Origin of the sequence: Catellatospora tritici (assembly GCF_019083965.1) — a bacterium.
Taxonomy (GTDB): Bacteria; Actinomycetota; Actinomycetes; order Mycobacteriales; family Micromonosporaceae; genus Catellatospora; species Catellatospora tritici.
The window spans coordinates 1-14,761 of sequence record NZ_JAHRCY010000017.1 but is presented as its reverse complement, the minus strand read 5'-3'; the positions used below and the strand labels follow the sequence as shown (position 1 = coordinate 14,761).

Sequence of the window (14,761 nt, the reverse complement as noted above, 5' to 3'; positions counted from 1 at the left end):
CGCAGACGAAGCCCGTGTCAGCTCGGCAGCTTCCAGGCGGTGAGCTGCATGGTGACCTTCGCGTCATCCGACAGCGCGGTCACTTTCAGCACCACGATCACCTGCGCCTGGCCGACGCTCGCGGCCTGCTTCGGCGACGTCGCGATGCACATCACCAGCGGCCGCTGGGCGGCGGTCGTCGCGCTCGGCGGGACCGGGCTGGTGCGGATCGCCGAGGTGCAGTCCTCAGGCTGAGGGTTCTCGTTGTTCATCAGCACCGCCGCCTCGACACCCTCGTCAAGCTGGATCACCGGCACGCTGCTGCTGTACGGCAGGGTCAGGTACACGTCGAAACGGTCGCTGTTGCCGTTGACCACGCGCGGCTCGTTCAGGTCCAGGTAAGCCCGGTCGTTCCGGGTGACCTGCGGAATGAGCTGCTGCTGGGTGTAGGCGGAGGTGAAGGTCGCCTGCGGGTTGAGCACGTCGAGCACGCTGGCCGAGGGCGACGGCTGCGGGGCCGCCTCATTCGTCGGCTGGCCCTGCGGGGCGTCGTTGCCCGGCTTGGCCTGGGCGCTCGGTGCGCCGCCGGGGTTGGCCGTGGCCTCCGGCTCGGACGGCCCCGAGCGCAGCACCGCGACGACGGACAGCGCCGCCGCGATCAGCGAGACCACGAGGCTTATCGCCGCCAGGCCGCGGCCGCCGCGGGGCGCGGCCTTGGCAGGGGTGGGAGCCGCACCCGCGCCGGTGGGCGGGACGCTCATAGGGACGGTGCGGTCGGCCGATGCGTCCGGTGTGGACGGTGGCTGCGGCGACGCTGGTGGCGTGGGAAGGGAGTCGGCCATAAGACGGCATTCTGCCCTCGGAGCGCAACAGGGCAGATCATCGGTCTTGTCGGATATCTCTTCCGCTGGGACCATTCTCACCTGTACGAATCCGTGCGAAAATCGTCGTCCTTGCCCCTTGACCGCCCAGGAGCACCGTGTCCGCGCCATCCCCCATCGAGACCCCGGCCCGACGCAAGATCAAGTGGTCGCTCATCGGCGCGTTCGTCGTGGGCACGGTGACCGTGGTCGGCACATTGGCGCAGACCTGGTCGATCTTCTTCCCGAACAGCGCGGCTCCGGCCGACCCGACGCGACCCGCCGGTCCCGCGGGCGTGACGGCCACTGCGGGTCCGGCGCCCGCCTCAGCGGCGGCCGTGTCCGCCACCTCGGCAGCGCCGACGTCCGGCGTGTACCTCTCCGACCTCACTCCCGCGCTCGGCAAGGGTCGGCTGATCAGCCTGCCGGATGGGCTGCCGCCGATGAGCCATGCCATCGCCACCCGCTGCCCGGCGAACACCACCATGGACAACAAGGTCGAGATCAGTTACGAACGGCCGCGCACGGCCAAGAGACTGACCGCGACGCTGCGCGCTTTCCAGGACCCGACTCCGGTCAATCAGCTGGTCCAGCTGATGGTCTTCCCCGACCCGCAGGACCGGAAGCCCGGCAGCGCGGACGAAGGACCGAGCAGCACCGTGCAGGCGACCATCGACAGTCCTGCGACTGTGTCGGCCAAGGTGGACGACGCCTACTACGTGCGCCTGCTCATCCAGTGCAACAAGCCCGGCACGATCGTGGTGCTGGCCGACGCGCTGCTGACGCCGTAGGGCAACCACCGCGGTGGCGGTACAGCGGGCCCTATATTCACCGTCATTGACCGCGGAAAAATTCGGCGACGTGTCGAAACCGGGGTGCGGCCGTACGTCACCCAGGTGAGAGGGTGCGAACGGCACCCGCCCACGAGGGAGACACCCATGAAGTACGTCATGCTGATCTGCAACGACCCCGACCTGGAGCAGACGCTCACCCCCGAGCAGCTGCGCGAGGAGTACGACCGCATCGTCGCCGTGATGGACGGCTGGCAGGAGCGCGGTGTGCTCGCCTCGGGCGGCGCCGAGCTGCAGCACCCGAAGACCGCCCGCACCCTGCGCGGTGACGGCGTGGGCGGCACCGTCGTCACCGACGGGCCGTACCTGGAGCTCAAGGAGGTCGTCGGCGGCTTCATCATGCTGGAGACCGACACGATCGAGCAGGCGGTGGAGGTCGCCGCCGAGTGGCCGGGTCTGCGTCACGGAGCCAGCGTCGAGGTGCGCCCGATCGTCGCGCACTGAGCCAGCCTGCGGTCGAGGAGTTCCCGCTCGGCGGGGTTGACGGCCAGTTCCCGCGCCGCCAGCACCGCCTGCCGGGACTCCTCGGCCCGCCCGAGCGCGGCCAGCAGCTCGCCGCGTACGGCGTGGAAGAGCCGGTAGTCGCCCAGTTCCGGCGCCAACGCGTCGACCTCGGCCAGCGCGGTGTCCGGGCCGAACAGGTAGCGGGCGGTGACGGCGCGGTTGAGCAGCGCCAGCGGGTTGCCGGTCCGCTGGTGCAGCAGCGTGTACAGGGTGCCGATCTGCAGCCAGTCGGTGGCCTCGGTCGACTCGGCCTGCGCGTGCAGCGCCGCGATCGCCGCCTGCAGCTGGTACGGCCCCGGCCGCCGCCGCGCCAGTGCCTGCTCCAGCCGCGCGGTGCCCGCCGCAACGAGTTTGCCGTCCCACCGGCCGCGGTCCTGCCGGTCGAGCAGCACCAGCCGCCCCCAGCCGTCGAAGCGGGCCGCCGCCCGGGACTCGTGCAGTTCCAGCAGCGCCGCCAGCCCGGCCACCTCGGGTTCGGTCGGCATGAGCACGGCCAGCTCGCGGGCCAGCGACAGCGCCTGCCGGGCCAGGTCGCGCCGCTGCGGGGCGTGGTGCGAGCTGGCCAGGTAGCCCTCGTTGTAGATCAGGTAGACCACGGCCAGGACGGCGGGCAACCGCTGCGGGTAGTCCTCGGGGTCGGGCGGTGCGAACCGTACCCCCGCCGCTTTGAGTTTCTGCTTGGCCCGGCTGAGCCGCTGGCCCATGGTCGGCACCGGCACCAGGAACGCGGCGGCGATCTCCTCGGTGCTCAGCCCGGCCACCGCGTACAGGGTCAACGCGACCTGCGCCGCCTCGGGCAGCCCCGGGTGGCAGCAGCCGAAGATCAGCGCGAGGGTGTCGTCGTCGCTGTCGGCCGGGGGTTCGTTGGCCAGCAGCGCCAGCTTGCGGCGGCCCGTCTCGGCGCGGCGCAGCTGGTCGAGCGCGGCCCGCCAGGCGGTGGTGACCAGCCAGCCGCCGGGGTTGTCCGGCAGGCCGTCGACGGGCCAGCTCTGCGCGGCCCGCGCCAGCGCCTCGGCCAGGCACTCCTCGGCCAGGTCGAGGTCGTTGAGCCGCCGGGCCAGGATCGCGCGCAGCTTCGGGCCGTCGGCCCGCCACAGGGCCGACAGTGTGTCACCGGGGTCCACCACGTCAGCGTACGTAGGACCAGCTGACCATCTCGCCGTCGCGGTATGGCATGACCCCGTGGAAGGGGCGTGGGTCGTCGTCGAAGACCATCGGCAGCCACTCCCGGTCGCTGGCCCACATCGGCAGGTCGTACAGCTTCTCGATCGGCACCCAGGTCAGCGTGCCCTCGTGGTTGCCGGAGTGCGCTTGCCCGCTGAAGGAGTCGACGCGGAACACGAACGCGAACCAGTCCTCGCCGCGCTTGCCGAATCCGGGCCACGACACCGTGCCGCGCAGCGACAGCTGCCCCGCGTCCAGTCCGGACTCCTCCCGCACCTCGCGGCATACGCCGGTGAGCACGTCCTCGTCGCGCTCGACCCGACCGCCCAGTCCGACGTGCTTGCCGTAGTGAATGTCGTCCGGCCGCTTGTCCCGATGCAGCAGCAGCACGCTGCCCCCATCAGGCGCCACCACGTACGCCAACGTCGCCATGATCGGCGTGAGCATCGGTCCCCCAGGTCGATGGTGCGGGCAAGTTGCCCGGCAAGCGGGCATATGAGGGTACAAGATACGCCCGGTTGCCGGGCAACTCTGTCGATCAGGCGGCGGCCACGGCATACGCGGATAAAATTCGCATAGTGAACGGAGACGGCGTTACAGACGGATGGTCGGCGCGACGCGACCGGGTCGTGTCGGCGGCGCTGGTCAGGCTGCGCCGGTTCCCGCGCGACGACCCCGCCTGGACGCAGGCCCGCGATGAGGCGATCAACGCCGCGATTCCGCTGGCCCGGCGGATCGCCCGCCGGTTCAGCTTCCGCGGCGAGGAGCTGGACGACCTCACCCAGGTCGCCCTGGTCGGGCTGATCAAGTCGGTGGACCGGTTCGACGTCGCCCAGGGCGTCCGCTTCGAGCGGTTCGCCGCCCCGACCATGCTCGGCGAGCTGCGTCGCCACTTCCGCGACCGGGGCTGGACCCTGCGCGTGCACCGGCGGCTGCAGGAGCTGCACCTGGAGATCAACCGGACCATCCCGCAGCTGTGCCAGCGCCTGCAGCGCACCCCGCAGGTCGGCGACCTCGCCACGCATCTGAACCGCGACCCCGACGAGATCCGCGCCGGGATGGCCTGCGCCAGCGCGTACGCGGTCGGCTCACTGAACAGCATGGTCAGCACCGGCGGCAGCCTGGCCGAGCTCGGCGAACTGCTCGGCGAGGCCGACGCCCGGCTGGAGTCGCTGGCCGACCAGCACGTGGTGCGTCAGGCGATCGCGGCGCTGCCGCAGCGCGACCGGCACCTGCTCGCGCTGCGGTTCACCGACGACCTGACCCAGGCCGAGATCGCCCAGCGGCTCGGGCTGTCCCAGATGCACGTGTCACGGCTGCTCAACCGCTGCTTCACCCAGCTGCGCGCGTCACTCGGCGACCAGGCCCAGCTCCGCCCCTGACGGCTCGGGCAGGCCGCGGATCTCCGCGTCGGTGCCCTTGGCGCTGATGCGCAGTTTCGAGCCCAGGAACGGCAGCCGGTCGACGGTGACCGTGCCCCACGACTCGGGCAGCCGCGGCTTCAGCACGATGTTGCGCCGGGGCGCGTCCAGGTCCAGGCCGAGGAACGCCCGCACGATCAGCAGCGGCGCCGCGCTGGCCCACGCCTGCGGCGAGCACGAGGTCGGGTACGGCACCGGCGGCTTGTACACGTCGGCCGGGAAGCCGCAGAACAGCTCGGGCAGCCGCCCGCCGAACGCCGTCGCGGCGGCGATCAGCCCGTCGGCGAGCCGGTGCGCCAGCTCCACCGCGCCCGGCACGTGGGCGTATCGCATCAGCCCGGCGATGCACAGCGCGGTGTCATGCGGCCACACCGACCCGTTGTGGTAGCTCATCGGGTTGTACGCGCCCATCCGCTCCGACAACGTACGCAGCCCGAACCCGCTGTCCATGTCGGAGCCGGCGAACTTGCGCACCATCTGCGCGGCGTGCTCGTCGGAGACGATCCCGGTCCACAGGCAGTGGCCCGGATTGCTGGTCAACGCGTCCAACGGCCGCTTGTGCCCGTCCAGGGCCACCGCGAAGTAGCCGTCGTCGGGCAGCCAGAACGCCTCGGCGAAGCGTTCGCGCAGCTTCTCGGCCCGCTCGGTGCAGGCCGCCGCGCAGGCCTGGTCGCCGAAAGCCTCGGCCAGCTCGGCCCGCGCCCGCCACGCCGCGTACGCGTAGCCCTGCACCTCGGCCAGGGCCACCGGCGGCTCCACCAGCCGCCCGGCCGCGTCGTTGATGCCGTCGAAGCTGTCCTTCCAGCCCTGGTTGAACAGGCCTCGGTCGGTGGCGCGGCGATACTCGACGAACCCGTCGCCGTCGCGGTCGCCGTACGCCTGCATCCAGGCCAGCACCCCGTCGGCGGCGGGCAGCAGCGCGCGTACGTCGGACTCGGCCGCCCCCCACCGCCACACCTCGCCCAGCAGCGCCACGAACAGCGGCCCGGCGTCGATGGTGCCGTAGTAGTGCGAGCCGCCCAGCGCCGACGCGCTCTCCGGCCCCAGCCGCAGCTCGTGCAGGATCCGCCCCGGCTCCTCGTCGGTGCGCGGATCGACCTTGCGCCCCTGCAGTCCGGCCAGCGTGTACAGCGTCCCCACGGCCAGCCCCGGGTCCAGCGGCAGCGCCATCCACGAGGTGAGCAGGCTGTCGCGGCCGAACAGGGTCATGAACCACGGCGCCCCGGCCGCCACGAACGTCTGCCGGGCCTCGTCACTGACCGAGATCCGCAACGCGTCCAGGTCTCGTACGCTGCGGCGCAGCACCAGCGACATGCCGTCGTGCTGCACCCGGATGCTGGTGACCTGGCGCCGCCACGAACCGGAGTCGGCGTCCTCGGCCGCGAGGTGGTCACGGAAGCGAGGCTCGATCCGGCGGCTCTCCACCACCGGATGCACCTCGATCTCGGTCCGCCAGCGGCCGCGGCCCGGGATGACCGCCTGCCAGCTCAGGCCGTTGTGGCTGCTGGTCGGCTCACCGGTGGCGTGCACCAGCAGTCCGCGCGAGTTGTCCGAGCGGCTGAACACCAGGTTCACGCCGGTCGCGGTGGCATGCGTGACCGACGGGACCATCTGGCCCTCCTTCACCGCGAACAGGTCGGCGAAGTCGGTCTCCACCCGCAGCTCCAGGGTGACCATCGTCGGCTCGTACCCGACGTTCTCCAGCGTGATCACCTCGCGCATGCCCTGGCCGACGACGCGCTCACGCACCACCAGCAGGCTGCTGTCGGCGTGCCCCGGCGCGGGCGGGCGGCGCAGCATGAACCGGGCCGCGAAGGCGTCGCGGTCGACGACCTGCAGCGGCTGCGGCGGCTGGCCGTCCAGGCGCAGCTGCCAGCACGACACGATGCGGGTGTCGCGGAAGAACAGCCCCTGCGCGGCCCCGGGGTTCATGTCCCCGTTGGGCGCGCAGATGCTGAACGTGGTGCCCTCCACGATGGTGACCTCACCCTGGCCGTGCGGAACCGGCTCGGAGGCGTTGAGCGGGGCGGGATTCGTCACGGTCACCTTCCGGGGGTGAGTCGGCTGGCGCGGACCGCCATACGGGCTGCTCCGCGTGCGGCTGCCTGCGGCCGCTGCTTGCGCGCCAGCGCCGCCCGGTACGCCCGCGCGTAGCCGACCGCCATCCGGGTCGCGCTGAACCCGCGCACGACGTGCTCGCGGCAGGCCCGGGGGTCCAGTTGGGCCACGTCGACCAGCGCCTGGGGCAGTTCGTCGGGGTCGTCGCAGATCAGTCCGCTCACGCCGGGCTCAACGACCTCGGGCACGGCACCGGCACGCAGCGCCACCACGGGCGTCCCGCACACCATCGACTCGATCATGACCATGCCGAACGGCTCCTCCCACTGCACCGGGAACAGCAGGCAGCGGGCGTTGGTCAGCAGCTCGCGCTTGCGCGCGGCGTCGGCGACGCCGATCATCCGGTCGTCGGGGCCCAGCCGCGGCTCGACCTCCTTGGCGAAGTACTCCTTCTCCTCGGGCTCGGCGCACTTGCCCGCCAGGATCAGCGGCAGTCCGGCCCGGTGCGCGGCCTCGATCGCGGTGTGCGCGCCCTTGTCCGCGTTGAACCGGCCCAGGAACAGGGCGTAGTCGCCCTTGCGCTCCTGGAACGGCCAGTCGTTCGGGTTGAGCCCGTTGTACACCGTGTCGAGCCAGTTCAGCTCCGGTGCCAGTGAGCGCTGGCGGCGGCTGATCGCCACCAGGGAGAGATCGCGGTCCAGGGTCTGGTAGTAGCCGCGCAGCTCGGAGTCGACCGGCCCGTGCACGGTCGCGATGGTGGGCAGGCCAAGCAGCTCGTACGCCGGGGCGTTCAGCGGACCGGCGAAGGTGTGGTCGTGCACCACGTCCACCTCGCCCGCCGCGGCGAGGTTCTCCACCACCCGGCGCGACAGCGCCGCGTAGATGATCTCCGGGCCGGGCTCGCCCAGCCGCTCCGGCACCGCCTCTTCCCAGACCTGCCAGAACCGGGCCTGGGTGCCGTCATGTCCGGCCGCGATCAGGGTCACCTTGTGACCGAGTTCGACCAGGGCGTTGCTGAGGTCGGCGATGACAGCCTCGATGCCGCCGTACGCGGCGGGTGGGATGTCGAAGTACGGTGGCGCCACCATCGCGATCCGCAACGGTGCGGACCCGGAGCCGAGCAGGGTGTTCTGCACCCTGCCGAAACGTTCGGGCGTACTGTCACCGCCCTTGACCAGCGTGGTTCTCACCACTTCTGTTTACCCCCACCCGCCCTCTCCCACACCTGGTTCCCGTTGATCATGAACTTATGGCCGGGTTCGACGGCGTGTCCCCACCCCGGCACCGTGATCGACAACCGGGGTGAGGACAGGGTTGGGGACAGGGTGGGGGCGGGGTCAGGCGCGGGCCAGGCGCCAGCGGCGCACCTCACCGGGGCGCCGGACCGCCAGCGACAGGCCCGTCGCCACCAGCGACAGCAGCCCCGCCACGTAGATCGCCCCCGCGTACGTGCCCGACTGGTCCCGGACCACGCCCGCCACGAACGCGACCGCCGCCGCGCCGAGCTGGTGCGAGGCGAAGACCCACCCGAACACGATGGGCGCCGCCGCGCCGAACGCCTGGCGGCACAGCGCGATCGTCGGCGGCACCGTGGCCACCCAGTCCAGCCCGTAGAAGATGACGAACACCAGCATGCTGGGGTGCGGGTCGGCCGCGAACAGGCTCGGCAGCACCAGCAGCGACAGGCCGCGCAGGCCGTAGTAGGCGCCGAGCAGCTTGCGCGGGTCGAACCGGTCGGTCAGCCAGCCCGACAGCACCGTACCGGCGATGTCGAAGATGCCGACCAGCGCGAGCAGCCCCGCCGCCGTGGTGCTGGGCATGCCGTGGTCGTGCGCGGCGGGGATGAAGTGCGTGCCGACCAGGCCGTTGGTGGTCGCGCCGCAGATGGCGAACCCGGCCGCGAGCAGCCAGAACGTTTTGGTACGGGCCGCGTCGCGCAGCGCCCCCACGGCCCGCCGGGCCGCCCCGGTCGGCGCGGGCGCCGGTGCCACCGGTTCGGCCGGGTCGGCGCCGTACGGCAGCACGCCCAGTTCGGCCGGATTGTCGCGCAGCAGCCACAGCACCAGCGGCACCACCAGCAGCGCCGACCCGGCCACCGTCAGCGCCGCGACGCGCCAGTCGTGGTGCGCGACCAGGTTCGCCAGCAACGGCAGGAAGATCAGCTGGCCGGTCGCGCCACCGGCGGTCAGGATGCCGGTCACCACACCGCGGTGCTTGATGAACCAGCGGCCGGTGAACGTGGCCACGAACGCCAGCGCCATCGACCCGGTGCCCAGCCCGACCAGCACGCCCCAGCAGAGAATGAGCTGCCAGCCGGCGTTCATGAACACGGTCAGGCCGCTGCCCGTGGCGACCAGCAGCATCGCCGCCGCCACGACCTTGCGCATGCCGAAGCGCTCCATCAGCGCGGCGGCGAACGGTGAGGTGAGCCCGAACAGCACCAGGTTGATCGATACCGCCGCCGAGATGGTGCCGCGCGACCAGCCGAACTCCTGCCGCAGCGGCTCGATGAGCACGCCTGGGGTGGCCCGGAACCCGGCCGAACCGACGATCGCCACCAATGCGACCGCCGCCACCGCCCAGGCGACGTTCTGACTTCTGACCCGCTTGACGCGGCTTTCCAGCAATGTCACGTGATCATCATGCGAGGGGCGGGCGCGGGCGACCAGTGGCCTGATTGCCACTATCCGAAAACATCCGGCCACGTGCGTGGCATCATCGACGGTATGGACCGACCGCACCGCGTCGCCGTCCTCGCCTTCGACGGCGTGGTCGCGCTCGACCTCGGCATCCCCACGCAGGTCTTCAACAGCGCCACGGACCCCGACGGCAACCGCCTCTACGAGGTGCGCGTGTGCACCCCCGGCGCCGCCCCGGTGCACAGCAGCGGCGGCTACGACATCGTCCCGAAGCACGGCCTGGAACTGCTCGACTGGGCCGACACGGTCATCCTCCCCGGCCTGTTCCGCGAACACGTCCGCCTCGACCCCGACCACCCCGCGCTGGCGGCCGTCCGCCGGGTCGCCGGGCGGGCCCGGATCATGTCCATCTGCACCGGCGCGTTCGCGCTGGCCGCGGCCGGGCTGCTCGACGGCCGCCCCGCCGCCACCCACTGGGCCTACGCCGACCTGTTCCGGGCCATGTTCCCGCAGGTCCAACTGGACGCCGACGTGCTGTTCATCGACGACGGCGACATCCTGACCTCGGCTGGGGTCGCCGCCGGGCTCGACCTGTGCCTGCACGTGGTGCGGCGCGACCACGGCACCGAGGTCGCCAACCGGGCCGCCCGGCGCAGCGTCGTGGCGCCGTGGCGCGACGGCGGCCAGTCCCAGTTCATCGAACGCCCGCTGCCCGAGGCCGGGGACGCCTCCACCGCCTCCACCCGCGCCTGGGCGCTGCAGCGGCTCGGTGAGTCGCTCGACCTGCCCCAGCTGGCCCGCCACGCGCGGATGAGCGTACGCACGTTCACCCGTCGCTTCCGCGAGGAGACCGGGCTGAGCCCCGGCCGCTGGCTCACCGGCCAGCGCGTCGAACACGCCCGCCACCTGCTGGAGAGCACCGATCTGACCGTCGACCAGGTCGCCGAGCGGGCCGGGTTCGGCACCGCCGTCTCCATGCGCCAGCACCTGCGCGCCAGCATCGGCACCGCCCCGCTCGCCTACCGCCGCACCTTCCGCCCCACCACCAGCCCTTCCCCCGACCCGACCCCGACCCCGACCCCGACCCTCGCGCCTTGATCGCAGCAGTTTCGGGGAAAGTGCTGGAATAGCGGCCAAGATTCGTGCACTTTCCCCGAAACTGCACCCTCCCAACGGCGCGGAGCGCGGGGGCGGGGGGCGGGGGGCGTCACGCGGAGGGCGGACGGTCACGTGGAGCGCGGGGGCGCGGGTGTCACGCGGTGGCCGGGGTGCGGCCATTGCGGCCCGCGCGCCAGAGGCCGTACAGGGTGAGCAGCGCCGCCACCAGCAGTGGCCCGCCCTCACGGACCAACCCGTCCATGCCCAGCAGCCACCAGCACAGCGGCAGGTGCACCACCAGCACGAACACGGTGAGCGCCACCAGCATCAGCCGGGCCCACCCCTTGCCCTTGAGCAGGAAGTACGTCGCGAACAACGTCACGTAGCTGATCCCCAGCGCCAGCAGCAGCCAGACCAGCACGAGCGGCAGTTGCGCCAACCGGCCGTCGAACACCGGCCCGAACGCGACCGCGCACGCCACCAGCATCAGCGCGCTGTAGCTGAACGACGCGACCCGCGCCGTGATCAGCCATCCGGCGACCTGCGGCCGGGTCTCGACGACCTTGCGGTTGATCCCGTCGCGGTCCACCACCCACCGGGCACGCGGCCTGCTCAGATGCCCGGCCACGCCCGTCGAGCGATACAGCAGCGCGATGACCAGCAGGCACAGCAGCGTGACCACACCGAACCCGATCACGCCGGGCAGCGGCGGATAGCCCCGCTTCGGTACGACCAGCCGCGCCACCGAGAAGATCGTGGTCATGCACAGGATGAGCCCGAACGGCGCCGCCCCGGGCCGCCCCGCCCACACGTGCCAGATCAACACCAGGAACCCGAGCGCCCGCAGCAGCGCCCACCCGGTGCGGACGAACAGCCCGTAGCCCCCGTCCTCGGCGTAGTACCAGTTCAGCCACTCGACGGCGGCGGTGACCAGCGCGGTGAGCACCAGCAACGCCGCCAGCACGCGTACGGAGGCAGGCCGGGCGACGGAGAGGTCGGCTGGTGCGGTCACTCGTCCATGATGCCCAGCGAGGGACAATGGCTACCATGTGCCGCAGCATCAAGACCCTTCGCCCGCCGTTCCAGGAGATCGTCACCGAGCAGGACGTGCAGGCCGCCGCCCTGCAGTACGTCCGCAAGATCTCCGGTTTCCGCGCCCCGGCCGCCCACAACGCCCAGGCCTTCGACGAGGCCGTCGCCGCTGTCGCGGCCGCCACCGCCACCCTCCTGGCCACCCTCCAGGTCCGCCGCTGAGGGGGCGGTCAGAAGTCTCCGCCGCCGAAGTCACCGCCGAAGTCGCCGAAGTCGTTCATGCCGGGGTCGTAACCGCCCGGGTCGTAGCCTCCCGCGCCGAAGCCGTCGGTCTCGAACCCGCCCTGGTTGAACTCGTCGCCGGTCACCTCATAGTTGTTCGGGTCGGAGCCGCCCTCGAACGCCGACGCCGTGTCGCCGCCCTGGTCCGTGCCCTGCTCTGGGCCAGGGTCGGCAGCGGCACCGGCGGCGTCGCCGGTCACGTCGGGGGTCAGCGCGTCGTGGATCATCTCGCCCATGACCATGCCGCCGAGGAAGCCCAGCGCGGCGCCGCCCAACCCCGCCACCACCGCCCCGCCCATCCCGGGCCGGTAGCCGCCGTAGCGGTAACCGCCGGAGCCCTCGTACCCGGAGTAGGCGTAGCCGTGGTTGGGGTGGCGCGGCGGCAGCCAGCCCTGACCGGCGGGCGCGGCGGCGGGCGGGCGCATGAACGAGCCCTGGTCGACGGGCGCCTTGGCCAGCTCGGCGAGGGCGCCACGCACCCAGCCGTCGACCAACTCGATCCAGCGGCCGGTGTCGGCGCCCAGCTCGCGCGCCTGCTCGCCGGTGACCCGGTGGGTGGTGCCCTGCCCGGGACGAGCGGCGGGTTCGGCGTACACGGTGATGCCCTGTGGGTCGCCGGTGAAGGCGAAGAGCAGCTGCGGGATGTGCGGACCCACCGGCTGTCCGGCCGGTACGGGCGCGTAGAACGTGATCGCCTGCCACGGCTGCGGGCCGGGACGCAGCTCGCTGCGGATGAACCGGCAGCCGATCGTGCCCAGCGCGTCGAGCACCCGCTGGTGGATCTCGGTGGGCTCGACGCCGAGCGGGTCGAAGTCGGTCTTGGCCGACCCACCCGCCACGCTCACCTGCGTACGCGCCCCGACCCCGATGCCGGGCATCGGGTGGCCGTACACGAGGGTCACCGGCACGGTGTACGGCAGCACCAGGTGGAACCCCACCGCCTGCCCGGCGCCCCCGGCCAGCTCCAGCCGCTGCGCGACCGGGAAGCGCGCCAGCTCGACCTCACCCGAACCGGCCGGGCTCGAGGCGACCACCAGCAGCTCGATCGACTCGATCTCGACGGCGCCGCGCGCGTGCAGGCGTACCTGCCCGGCGAACGGACCGCCCGGCCGGGCGGTCGGGGTCGACAGCACGGTGTCGACGTCGACACCGCCGAAGCCGAGGCTGCTGAGGATGCGTCGCAACACCATGCGTCCATCATCACTCAACCAGGGCAAACCCACCCGACTCCGACACATCCCATCCGTGCCGCCGGGGTCAGCCTGCCGTCGCGGTCAGACTGCCGTCGGGTCAGACCGAGGCGACGAAGGTCGTACCCGTGCCGGACAGCGCCAACCCAGGCCCGGCGGCCACGAACGCGGCCTCGCCCGAACCCAGCCTGACCTCGCCGTCACCGTCTGTCACGACGACTTCGCCCGCGACGCACAGCACCAGGCGCGGGCCGCCCGGCGCCAACTCGCGGCGACCGTCGGCGACCGTCACCCGATGCAGCGCGAAGTCCTCAACCGGCGCCGGCCAGGCCGTGACACCCTCGTCCACCTCGACGGGCGCGATCACCACCGGTGCGGCGCAACCATCGCCGAGCACCGCCAGCAGCTCGGGCACGTTGACGTGCTTGGCGGTCAACCCGCCGCGCAGCACGTTGTCACCGGCAGCCATGATCTCGACCCCGGCCCCCTGCACGTAGGCGTGCATGACCCCGGCGGGCACCCACAGCCCCTCGCCCGGCGCCAGGGTCAGGTGCGTCAGCAACAGTGCCACCAGCACGCCGATGTCGCCGGGAAACGCCTCGTCCAGCCGTCGCAGCAGCGCGGCCTCGGCCGCGGGCAGCCGGTCGGCCCGCGCCAACGCGTGCCGGACCACCTCGGCGGCGGTGTCGCGGGGCAGCGCGAGCAGCGCCCCGACCGCCGCGACGGGCCCGCCCGCCGCCAGCGCCGCGAGCACCCCGTCCAGTGGCGGCGACGCGACCGCCATGAGCAGTTCCCGCGCCTGCGCGCCCGGCCGGAAGCCGCACAGCGCGTCGAACGGAGTGAGCGCGACGAGCAGTTCTGGCTTGTGGTTGCGGTCGACGTAGCTGCGCGCGGCGCTGTCCAGGGCCACGCCCGCGGCGTCCTCGGCGGCGTATCCGGCCTGGGCGCGGGCCAGGTCGGGGTGGGCCTGCAGGGACAGCGGCGACGCCGCGGCCAGGACCTTCATCAGGTATGGCAGCCGCGGCCCGAACCGGTCAGCGGCCGCCCCGAGCAGTGCCCGCGGCGCCCGCGCGATCAACTCGTCGAGTCCGCGCCCGGTGCCGTCGCGCGACGGGTCACCGGGATGGGCCCCGATCCACAGCTCCGCCTCGGGTCCGGCGCTGGGCACGGACCGGCCCTGCAGGGCGGCGATGAACTCCCGCGAGCCCCAGGTGTACGGCCGCACCGCGCAGCGCAGCGCAAACAGCGTCACCTTCACACTCCTCGGGCACGGCTTCGGACCGGGAGCGACATTAGATTCCGCACCGGCGCGACGGCAAGGCCGACGCCGCGGCCGGGCCTGCCGCTGTGAGCAGGCCCATAGCCTGGCACCTCAGACAGCCTGCCTGCTCAGAGGCGGTGCGCGTCGTCGCCGGTGGTCACGCCGCGGGTGTCGAAGAACTCGCGGGACGCCGCCGCCAGGGCGTCGACGTCGTACTGGCGGTGCTGCTGGACGAGGATGACCAGGTCGGCCTCGGCCACGGCGACGTCGAGGTCGTCGGCGCGCAGAACCTCGACCCCGTTGACGTCCCAGTGCTGGACGTACGGGTCGTGGAAGCTGACCTTGGCGCCGAGGTTGGCCAGGGCGCGGGCCAGGGGCGTGGCCGGGCTCTCGCGCTTGTCGGCGATGTTCGGCTTGTAGGT

At 72.3% G+C, this 14,761-nt stretch carries 15 protein-coding genes; 5 read left to right on the top strand and 10 right to left on the bottom strand.

Annotated elements, in window-relative coordinates; all coding sequences use genetic code 11:
* Positions 1-17: 17 nt before the first annotated feature.
* Positions 18-740, bottom strand: coding sequence for a hypothetical protein (locus KUA19_RS30520; protein ID WP_217401493.1), 723 nt, complete (start codon positions 738-740; stop codon positions 18-20).
* Between the two features lie 218 nt (positions 741-958).
* Here KUA19_RS30520 and KUA19_RS30515 point away from each other — a divergent pair, with 218 nt between their 5' ends.
* Positions 959-1,630 (top strand): hypothetical protein, encoded by a 672-nt coding sequence (locus KUA19_RS30515; RefSeq protein WP_217401492.1) that lies wholly within the window; start codon positions 959-961, stop codon positions 1,628-1,630.
* A gap of 147 nt (positions 1,631-1,777) precedes the next feature.
* Positions 1,778-2,134, top strand: coding sequence for a YciI family protein (locus KUA19_RS30510; RefSeq protein ID WP_217401490.1), 357 nt, complete (start codon positions 1,778-1,780; stop codon positions 2,132-2,134).
* On the opposite strand, the gene KUA19_RS30505 is transcribed toward KUA19_RS30510, so the two are convergent.
* Entirely contained in the window at positions 2,092-3,318 is a 1,227-nt protein-coding gene (locus tag KUA19_RS30505) for an RNA polymerase sigma factor (protein WP_217401488.1), read from the bottom strand. The two genes, KUA19_RS30510 and KUA19_RS30505, sit on opposite strands and share 43 nt — an antisense overlap.
* Before the next feature lie 4 nt (positions 3,319-3,322).
* Entirely contained in the window at positions 3,323-3,805 is a 483-nt protein-coding gene (locus tag KUA19_RS30500; protein ID WP_217401485.1) for an NUDIX hydrolase, read from the bottom strand.
* Positions 3,806-3,936: 131 nt separating this feature from the next.
* Between KUA19_RS30500 and KUA19_RS30495 the strand changes: the two genes are divergently transcribed.
* Positions 3,937-4,740 (top strand): SigB/SigF/SigG family RNA polymerase sigma factor, encoded by an 804-nt coding sequence (locus KUA19_RS30495; protein WP_308167735.1) that lies wholly within the window; start codon positions 3,937-3,939, stop codon positions 4,738-4,740.
* On the opposite strand, the gene KUA19_RS44720 is transcribed toward KUA19_RS30495, so the two are convergent.
* From KUA19_RS44720 to KUA19_RS30480, 3 genes are all read right to left on the bottom strand, one after another.
* The gene (locus KUA19_RS44720; protein ID WP_217401484.1) at positions 4,708-6,819 is read right to left on the bottom strand and encodes an amylo-alpha-1,6-glucosidase; all 2,112 of its coding nucleotides are present in this window, start codon (positions 6,817-6,819) and stop codon (positions 4,708-4,710) included. The two genes, KUA19_RS30495 and KUA19_RS44720, sit on opposite strands and share 33 nt — an antisense overlap.
* Before the next feature lie 2 nt (positions 6,820-6,821).
* Positions 6,822-8,027: a glycosyltransferase family 4 protein gene (locus KUA19_RS30485; RefSeq protein WP_308167734.1), complete on the bottom strand. Its 1,206-nt coding sequence runs from the start codon at positions 8,025-8,027 to the stop codon at positions 6,822-6,824.
* 147 nt (positions 8,028-8,174) lie between these two features.
* Positions 8,175-9,464: an MFS transporter gene (locus KUA19_RS30480; protein WP_254550367.1), complete on the bottom strand. Its 1,290-nt coding sequence runs from the start codon at positions 9,462-9,464 to the stop codon at positions 8,175-8,177.
* A gap of 99 nt (positions 9,465-9,563) precedes the next feature.
* Here KUA19_RS30480 and KUA19_RS30475 point away from each other — a divergent pair, with 99 nt between their 5' ends.
* Positions 9,564-10,574: a GlxA family transcriptional regulator gene (locus KUA19_RS30475; RefSeq protein ID WP_217401482.1), complete on the top strand. Its 1,011-nt coding sequence runs from the start codon at positions 9,564-9,566 to the stop codon at positions 10,572-10,574.
* A gap of 154 nt (positions 10,575-10,728) precedes the next feature.
* On the opposite strand, the gene KUA19_RS30470 is transcribed toward KUA19_RS30475, so the two are convergent.
* Positions 10,729-11,586, bottom strand: a complete 858-nt coding sequence (locus KUA19_RS30470) for a hypothetical protein (RefSeq protein WP_217401480.1) — start codon at positions 11,584-11,586, stop codon at positions 10,729-10,731.
* A 35-nt stretch (positions 11,587-11,621) separates the two neighbouring features.
* Here KUA19_RS30470 and KUA19_RS30465 point away from each other — a divergent pair, with 35 nt between their 5' ends.
* Positions 11,622-11,828 carry a DUF2277 family protein gene (locus KUA19_RS30465; RefSeq protein ID WP_217401478.1) on the top strand — a complete coding sequence of 69 codons (207 nt, stop codon included), beginning with the start codon at positions 11,622-11,624 and terminating at the stop codon, positions 11,826-11,828.
* Positions 11,829-11,836: 8 nt separating this feature from the next.
* On the opposite strand, the gene KUA19_RS30460 is transcribed toward KUA19_RS30465, so the two are convergent.
* From KUA19_RS30460 to KUA19_RS30450, 3 genes are all read right to left on the bottom strand, one after another.
* Positions 11,837-13,078, bottom strand: coding sequence for a sporulation protein (locus KUA19_RS30460; RefSeq protein ID WP_217401476.1), 1,242 nt, complete (start codon positions 13,076-13,078; stop codon positions 11,837-11,839).
* A gap of 100 nt (positions 13,079-13,178) precedes the next feature.
* Positions 13,179-14,324, bottom strand: a complete 1,146-nt coding sequence (manA, locus tag KUA19_RS30455) for a mannose-6-phosphate isomerase, class I (RefSeq protein ID WP_217401755.1) — start codon at positions 14,322-14,324, stop codon at positions 13,179-13,181.
* A gap of 143 nt (positions 14,325-14,467) precedes the next feature.
* The coding region (locus KUA19_RS30450) for a UDP binding domain-containing protein (RefSeq protein ID WP_302563261.1) at positions 14,468-14,761 on the bottom strand (294 nt) is incomplete at its 5' end.